The sequence below is a fragment of the Weissella sp. DD23 genome (assembly GCF_001579105.1).
GTDB classification, from domain to species: domain Bacteria; phylum Bacillota; class Bacilli; order Lactobacillales; family Lactobacillaceae; genus Weissella; species Weissella cibaria.
The window spans coordinates 159,705-167,517 of the sequence record NZ_KQ970391.1 but is presented as its reverse complement, the minus strand read 5'-3'; the positions used below and the strand labels follow the sequence as shown (position 1 = coordinate 167,517).

General features: G+C 44.6%; 8 protein-coding genes. All 8 read right to left on the bottom strand.

Translation table 11 applies throughout. From position 1 onward, the window contains the following. Nucleotides 1-46: 46 nt before the first annotated feature. Nucleotides 47-1,189 (bottom strand): PTS sugar transporter subunit IIC, encoded by a 1,143-nt coding sequence (locus tag WEIDD23_RS03410; protein ID WP_010372251.1) that lies wholly within the window; start codon nt 1,187-1,189, stop codon nt 47-49. A gap of 139 nt (nt 1,190-1,328) precedes the next feature. Next, the gene (locus tag WEIDD23_RS03405) at nt 1,329-2,324 is read right to left on the bottom strand and encodes a D-2-hydroxyacid dehydrogenase (RefSeq protein WP_010372248.1); all 996 of its coding nucleotides are present in this window, start codon (nt 2,322-2,324) and stop codon (nt 1,329-1,331) included. A 346-nt stretch (nt 2,325-2,670) separates the two neighbouring features. Further along, on the bottom strand, nt 2,671-3,264 hold the full coding sequence (locus WEIDD23_RS03400; RefSeq protein WP_010372244.1) for an ATP-dependent Clp protease proteolytic subunit: 594 nt from the start codon (nt 3,262-3,264) through the stop codon (nt 2,671-2,673). Nucleotides 3,265-3,349: 85 nt separating this feature from the next. Then, entirely contained in the window at nt 3,350-4,306 is a 957-nt protein-coding gene (whiA, locus tag WEIDD23_RS03395; RefSeq protein ID WP_010372242.1) for a DNA-binding protein WhiA, read from the bottom strand. 16 nt (nt 4,307-4,322) lie between these two features. Further along, nucleotides 4,323-5,327, bottom strand: coding sequence for a gluconeogenesis factor YvcK family protein (locus WEIDD23_RS03390; RefSeq protein ID WP_010372239.1), 1,005 nt, complete (start codon nt 5,325-5,327; stop codon nt 4,323-4,325). Then, nucleotides 5,324-6,217, bottom strand: coding sequence for an RNase adapter RapZ (gene rapZ / locus WEIDD23_RS03385; RefSeq protein ID WP_062358756.1), 894 nt, complete (start codon nt 6,215-6,217; stop codon nt 5,324-5,326). The genes WEIDD23_RS03390 and rapZ overlap by 4 nt, the downstream gene beginning before the upstream one ends. Before the next feature lie 155 nt (nt 6,218-6,372). Then, a complete protein-coding gene (locus WEIDD23_RS13010; protein WP_010372234.1) occupies nt 6,373-6,495 on the bottom strand; it encodes a putative metal homeostasis protein in 123 nt (40 codons plus the stop codon). Nucleotides 6,496-6,615: 120 nt separating this feature from the next. Beyond that, nucleotides 6,616-7,813, bottom strand: a 1,198-nt coding sequence (locus tag WEIDD23_RS14420; RefSeq protein ID WP_242865415.1) for an ATP-binding cassette domain-containing protein, incomplete at its 5' end; no start/stop codon positions are given.

Genomic DNA, 7,813 nt, shown 5'->3' with positions numbered 1-7,813 from the left:
AGCAGTTATCTCAATTTGAGATAACTGCTTTTTTGTTTAACTCACATTACATATCTTGCTCAAAATCAGCAGGCGTGTACAACTTAAAGACCTTTGTAAACAACATGTCGACTACGAAACCAGCAACAGCTGGCACAATCAACCAAGTCAACAAGGCTGGGAAAGCACCAATCGTGTGCGTTACGATATCTCGTTCAGCACCATCAGCAATCATTGATTGAATTGGTGAAACCATTCCAATCCAACCGAAACCAGCTGATGTAGGCGTTCCTTGTACGTTAAAGATGGCCACTGGGATAGCTGAGATAGCTGCTGCAACCAAGAAGCTCAAAATCATAATTGGCTTCTTGAAGATTGCTGGCATCATACCCTTCATCGCACCCAAGAAGATGGCAACCGTCGTTCCCTTCTTGTTAACCTTCCATGAGTTGATCAACAAGATAACTGTCGTGGCAACAACACCAGCACCGGCAGCACCAGCACCCAAACCTGACAAGGCGATTGCCAAAGCAATTCCAACCGTTGAGATAGGTGTGATGATGATGAATGAGAAGGCCATCGCAATGGCAATTGACATTGGCAATGGTTGCAAGTCAGTTGCCAAACGCACAGCATCACCAACCCAAGTCGTGATGTAAGCAACGTATGGGGCAATTGCCTTACCAAACAACGCCACACCACCACCAATAACAATTGGGCTCAAGATAATTGCTACCGCACCAAAGCCCTTTAGGTACTTTGATACTAACCAGATAACCAACACGGCAACTGCAGCGACAATGATAGCGTTAATCACGTCACCGGCACCGGCTGCGATGTACACGTTAGCAGGTGCTGTCAACTTAACGCCCGTCACTGGGTTTACAAAGCCAGCAGGTGCCATGGCCCACTTTACAGAACCAGCAGATGCACCAACCGCAATCGCCATCACACCCGCATCAAGTGCCTTCATGCGGAATTGCATGGCAATTGCAAGACCAATCAACAACGGAATGAATGATGAGAACAGCGTCAAAATCGCTGACAAATCAAGCGCCCATTGCGCCGTTCCGAACATCTTCAAGATGTACTTCATTACGGCAGATGGCAAAACACCAATCAAGATACCTTGGGCAGAACCTGAAAGCACCTTGAAGAAGAAATCCTTCAACTTCAGCTCGTATGAGCCGTCAAAAAATTCGCTCGTCATAATATTCAATTAACCTTTCAAACCAAAAACTCAATTCCCAACAAATTCTCGAAAACCGCTGAATCTCACAACAGACGGCATTTCATTTGGAGAGGATTATAAAAATGAATAATTACTTACAAAAAGTAAGTTATCACAATTAGTATTCAACTGCAATAGCTGGAGTTTCACCATTAATAAATGCCAATGAAGCATCCATTGATTGGTGAACCATTTCAAGCACAGCCTTTGTTGTGTAGAAAGCCGTGTGAGGCGTAACCAAGACGTTCTCGCGGGCAATCAAGTCAGCAATCTTAGCGTCTGGGAATTCCTTATCTGACCAGTCGACGTTAAACAAACCAACTTCTTCTTCGTAAACGTCCATTGCAAAGTCTGAAATCTTACCTGAATCCAAACCAGCAATAACTGCGTCGATATCCATCAAGTTACCGCGTGAAACGTTAACCAAGACAACGCCGTCCTTCATCTTTGCAATTGACTCTGCGTTGATCATGTGGTGGTTAGCTGGTACGCCTGGTACGTACAATGAAATAACGTCTGCTTGTGCGTACAACTCATCCAACGTATCAACATAAATGCCTTCGGCTTCCAACTCTGCATTGCGGTACAAATCGTATGCAATTACCTTGGCGCCGAAGCCCTTCAAGATGTTAATTGCAACACGACCAATGTGACCAGTACCGATAACACCAACCGTTTGCATGCGTACTTCACGTCCAATTGTTGGTGCCCAACGCAAGTCATGGTTCGCAATCTTGGCGTCCAATGCCTTTGCACGACGCAACAAACGTGACATTTGAATCATTGAGTGCTCAGCAATGGCATTTGGTGAGTAAACAGGCACGTTTGAAATTGAAAAATCAAATTCGCGAGCAGCATCGAAATCAATGTTATCCGTACCAACGTTACGCAATGACATCTTGTTGATGCCCAATTCGTGCAATGCCGTCAACGTCTCACGTGTGTAGTCCAATTGTTGGTAGACGTTAACTGCGTCAGCACCTTCTGCCAACTTAGCCGTCTCAGGATCCAACAACTTGTCAGTGTACCCAACTTCAACTTCCGGGTGAGCGGCAATCCACTCGTTCAATGATGGCTTTTCGTCTTCACGAATACCGTATGCAAAAATCTTCATAACTAAAATCCTCCAAAGCGTTTCTTAACACTTATTCATTATAAGGTAACTTGTGAATAAGTCAACATACTTTCCCAAACTAGTTTCACATAGTTTTGTCCCATTTGGACAAACTTCGGGCCAAAACACTCACTAATGTTACAGTAGCATGTCAAACGGCGTATCTTTAGGGCCCTTTTTCGCTGCGTAAAAGTTCACAAATTTCACGAATAATTCACATTTGGCCCTAAAAAACGGTCAAAAACCACCAAAACTCCAACTTATCGGAGTGCGTGGTGTTGATCTAAGAAAAAAACATGCCCCAAACGACGACATTCAGGACATGTTTATGACAAATATTAACGATTTACTTACGATCGTCAGCGTTCTTCATGATCTTATCAACCAGACCATATTCAAGTGATTCTTCCGCATCCAACCAGTGGTCACGTTCCGTATCACGTTCAAGACGCTCGTATGGGTTATCTGTGTTTGCAGCCAAGATTTCGTTCAACTTCTTACGCGTCTTCAAAATCTCTTCAGCAGCAATCGCGATTTCAGTTTGTTGACCTTGTGCACCACCAGATGGTTGGTGAATCATAAACTGAGAGTTAGGTAGCATAAAGCGCTTGCCCTTTGCTCCTGATGAAGCCAAGACTGACGCCATTGAAGCAGCCAAGCCGATAACAATCGTTTGTACGTCGGCGTGGATGAAGTTCATAGTGTCATAGATGGCCATACCGGCATTAACTTCTCCACCAGGAGAGTTAATGTACATGTAAATATCCTTATCTGGATCTTGTGCATCCAAGAATAGCAATTGGGCAATAATTGCCGTTGCCATTTGTGATTCAATTGGTCCACTGACCATGATAATACGGTCAATCAACAAACGTGAGTAAATGTCGTAAGAACGTTCACCACGTGATGATTGCTCAATAACGTATGGAATTGGGTTCATTTTTTAATTTCCTCCTGATGTTCAAATCAGAACATATCTATATTTTAGACATTTCGTCAAACATGGTCAAACAAAAAGAAGCCTTCTAGTTGATTCCTTTAGGAAGTGCCCCCGTCGTCCGTAAATCATCAGCCATCTTCGAGAGTTTACGCAGACGGTGATTAACCCCTGACTTAGAAATTTCACCAGACGGCACGTACTGACCAAGTTCCGACAACGGGTCTTCACGATGGGCAAGCCGCACCTCGGCAATTTCACGTAACTTTTCAGGCAGACGAGCTAAGCCAATTTCTTCATCTAAAAATTCAATATCATCAATCTGCTTTTGGCTGGCATTAACCGTCTTATCCAAATTAGCATTTTCTGCATTAACTAATCGATTAACAGAATTACGCATATCCCGTAGAATACGCACGTCTTCCATTTTAAGCATGGCATTAGTAGCCCCAATCACCATTAACATATCACCGATTTTTTCAGCCTCTTTTAGATAAACAATGTAGCCTGACCGGCGATCAACGACTTTAGCATTTAAATCAAACCGATTCATCAAGCCTTCCAATTGGTGAGCTTGTTCTTCATACAATGAGTAAATCTCTAAGTGATACCGACTTGTTTCTGGATTATTAACTGATCCAGCCGCTAAAAACGCCCCACGCAAATAAGAACGTGCTTTGCCTTCATCAGCTAGCCAATCGTCTGGTACCGTTGGCAACAATTCAAAGTCTTCAAAAATGTGCAAATCATCTAGCAATTCATTGACACCTTGCACAATTCGAACGACATACAGATTATTCTTCTTCAGTTTCATCTGACGTCGGACCGAAATTTCTGAAGGCAACTGGTAGAACTGTTGGAGCAACCCCAGAATCCGTCGGGCTGTCGCTGCATTCTCTGTTTGTACATTCAGCGTAAACCGCATGTTTGCTAGTCCTAGCGAACCATTCATTCGCAACAATGCTGACAATTCAGCCTTCGCATTATCTGGATTGTTAATCTCAAGCATTGTTAATTCTTTTTTCACATCACTTGCAAATGACACAGTTTACACCTCCTTTTTATATTTCGGGCGAGTTCGCAATTTGCATGATTAATTGGGCCACAATATCACCATTGTGAAAGGCGCCATCATCCCGTAACTCTAACAAATCGCCCAAGACAGGCACCGCACCTTCTTGTCGAACCTCTTCCGGATCAAACGTTACCTGGTGCGAGACCTCGTTCCACTTCTTCCAGTCAATATAATCTTCTGGCACGACGCCAGTATTCATAATCACGGCATCGACGACGTTATCACCCACGTGTCGATTAATCGCGCGTAGGTGATCAGCATCTGAAAAATCATCAGTTTCACCCTTTTGCGTCATGATGTTCGCAATGTAAACCACTTTTGCTCGGGTCGCCTTTAATGCTTCAGCGACATTGGGGACCATTAAGTTTGGCAAGACACTCGTAAACAAACTTCCCGGTCCTAAAACAATCACGTCTGCGTTCAAAATGGCATTAATGACCTCTGATGGCGCTTGCGCAACTTCATTCGTCGAATCATCCTGCGGTGTCACCCAAATACTATCAATCCGCTTGTGGGCAGCTGTAATTTCAGCTTCGCCAGACAAAGTTGTGCCATCTGAAAATGTGGCATGCAACACCAGTGGCTCATCCGCTACCGGATACACATGCCCCTGTACGTCCATGACTTTTGCAAGCGTCTGAACGCCTGTAAAAATGTCACGTTCCTTCTCTGCCATCGCCGCAATGATCAAGTTCCCCAACGCGTGATTCGCTAGCATTTCATCCTCTTTGCGAAAACGGTATTGGAAAATATCAATAATTTCTTGTGGCAAACTCGATAAAACGGCCATCACATTTCGAATATCACCAGGCGGTACCATATTGAGATAATCCCGCAACGTCCCAGAAGAACCACCATCATCAGCCACCGTAATAACGGCAGTTAAATCAGTATCATACTGCTTCAACCCCCGCAAAATCACCGGTTGACCGGAACCACCGCCAATGACAACAATCTTTGGCCGTGTTGTTACTTTAAAGGCCTCTGTCATGAGCGATTACTGCTTTCTTTACGACGCTCAATGTCACGGTGGTATTCGTTTACCTTCCAATCAGCTGCCAAATCCTGACTCAAGCGGTGTGCAAACGCCACTGACCGGTGTTGACCACCAGTGCAACCAAAGGCAATCGTTAGCGTACTTTTACCCTCAGCCTTATACTTTGGTAACAACCACTTAATCAAACTACTTTGGCGCTCATAAAATTCTTCGGCATCTTCGCTTGACCAAACATAATCCCAAACTGCTTTATCCAAGCCCGTTTGTTCACGCAAAGCCGTAATGTAGTAGGGATTCTTTAAAAAGCGCACATCAATAATCAAGTCAGCATCGACTGGTACACCATATTTAAAGCCGAAGCTCATCACTTGCACAGAAAAAGTGCCCGCACGATCAGCATCCGACCCGAAATGTTCTTGAATATAGTTACGCAATTGACGAGGAGCGAAATCATCTGTATGAATCACTTCGCTCGCCATATCATGAATTTCTGTTAGTTGTTGACGTTCAGTTTGAATACCGTACAACGTGCCTCGGTCACCTGACAAGGGGTGCGAACGACGGGTTTCCTTATAGCGGGCCACCAATTCTTCATCCGTCGCATCGATATACATAATCTTCAAATCATACTTATCATGATTTGAATCCGACATAATGCGAATCTCGTCATCTAGGTCAGCGAAAAAGCTTTGTGACCGCAAGTCAATCATCACGGCTGCCCGTTGAATGTTTTCTTCGTCAGAAATCATTTGCCAAAACTTTGGCAACATAGCAGGTGGCAGGTTTTGAACAGTAAAGTAGCCAAGGTCTTCAAAGGCTTGAATCGCAACTGTTTTACCAGCGCCACTCATCCCCGTAACGATGACCAATTCTTTTTTAGGCATACGCGTTCCCTCCGAACATATAATGTGTCTAGGTTATTATACCATTGAGAGGAAACGCCCGGCTATGTGGTTTTTGTGAACGTTAGCTTGATATCAAAAAACTCCCTAGATAGCTGATTTCAGCTTTCTAGGGAGTTTTTACATAACGCCAAGAATTACTTCTTGTTGTTCGCTGCCTTACGTGCATCGTGCAATGCCTTCAATGCGCGCTTGCGAGTCTTAATGTTTGGGCTCTTCATCTTACGACGAGCTGATGCCACATCCAACTTTTCAGCCATGATGTTTACCTCACTTTTTAGTCTTTATTTTCTTTAAAAATATCACTCACAAAAAGGAAGTATACACGCATCAAGCTGCGAACGCAACTAAAAAGGCCAGCTGTAACATGCACTTAATCTTTACTTTGCTGTCGCTGCAGCCGCACGTTCGCGGTCGCGCGTCATAATTGGGCCAAGATATTGACCTGTATATGAAGCTGACACAGCAGCGATATCCTCTGGCGTACCGGTTGCAAGCACCGTTCCACCACCTTCACCACCTTCTGGCCCCATATCAATCAGCCAGTCAGCGGTCTTGATAACATCCAAATTGTGTTCGATAACCAAAACGGTGTTACCACCATCGACTAGGCGTTGTAACACTTCAAGTAAGCGCGAAATATCATCAACGTGCAAACCAGTGGTTGGCTCGTCCAAGATGTAGAATGTCTTACCCGTTGACTTACGTTGTAGTTCTGACGCTAACTTCATACGTTGCGCTTCACCACCAGACAACGTTGTCGCTGATTGGCCAAGCGTCACATAACCCAACCCAACATCAACAATCGTTTGCAACTTACGACGAATCTTAGGAATTGGTGCAAAGAAGTCAACGGCCTGTTCGGCTGTCAAATTCAAAACATCTGCAATCGTCAAACCGCGATACGTTACTTCAAGCGTTTCTGAGTTGTAACGGGTACCACCACAAACTTCACATGTCACGTAAACATCAGGGAGGAAGTTCATCTCAATCTTGATGACCCCATCACCCTTACATGCCTCACAACGACCGCCCTTCGTGTTAAATGAGAAGCGACCCTTGTTATAGCCACGTAGCTTAGCTTCATTTGTCTGCGCAAATAGCGTGCGAATATCATCAAAGACGCCCGTATACGTCGCTGGGTTTGAACGTGGCGTACGCCCGATTGGACTTTGATCAATATCAACAATCTTGTCGACATTCTCAAAGCCGGTCATCTTCTTGTACTTACCAGGCTTTTCAGAGTTGTTGTTTAACTCCATCTTCAAAGCCCGCTTCAAGATTGTGTTCACCAGCGTTGATTTTCCGGAACCAGAAACACCGGTCACGGCGACAAACTTACCCAAGGGGAAGTCAACCTTCACGTTTTTCAAGTTGTTTTCCGATGCACCGGTAATTGTAATCTTTTTACCATTACCCTCACGTCGCGTTTCAGGAACTGGAATAAACTTCTTGCCTGATAGGTATTGTCCCGTTAGCGAGTTATCATTTGCTTCGATTTCCGCTGGGGTACCCGTCGCCATGATTTCACCACCGTGGTCACCAGCTCCTGGCCCCACGTCGATGATGTAGTCGGCC

What these genes read in the sequence shown, in the direction of transcription:
- WEIDD23_RS03390 (WP_010372239.1), bottom strand. Translation starts at nt 5,327, where the DNA reads ATGACAGAGGCCTTTAAAGTAACAACACGGCCAAAGATTGTTGTCATT.
- WEIDD23_RS03405 (WP_010372248.1), bottom strand. Translation starts at nt 2,324, where the DNA reads ATGAAGATTTTTGCATACGGTATTCGTGAAGACGAAAAGCCATCATTG.
- WEIDD23_RS03400 (WP_010372244.1), bottom strand. Translation starts at nt 3,264, where the DNA reads ATGAACCCAATTCCATACGTTATTGAGCAATCATCACGTGGTGAACGT.
- WEIDD23_RS03410 (WP_010372251.1), bottom strand. Translation starts at nt 1,189, where the DNA reads ATGACGAGCGAATTTTTTGACGGCTCATACGAGCTGAAGTTGAAGGAT.
- WEIDD23_RS13010 (WP_010372234.1), bottom strand. Translation starts at nt 6,495, where the DNA reads ATGGCTGAAAAGTTGGATGTGGCATCAGCTCGTCGTAAGATGAAGAGC.
- rapZ (WP_062358756.1), bottom strand. Translation starts at nt 6,217, where the DNA reads ATGCCTAAAAAAGAATTGGTCATCGTTACGGGGATGAGTGGCGCTGGT.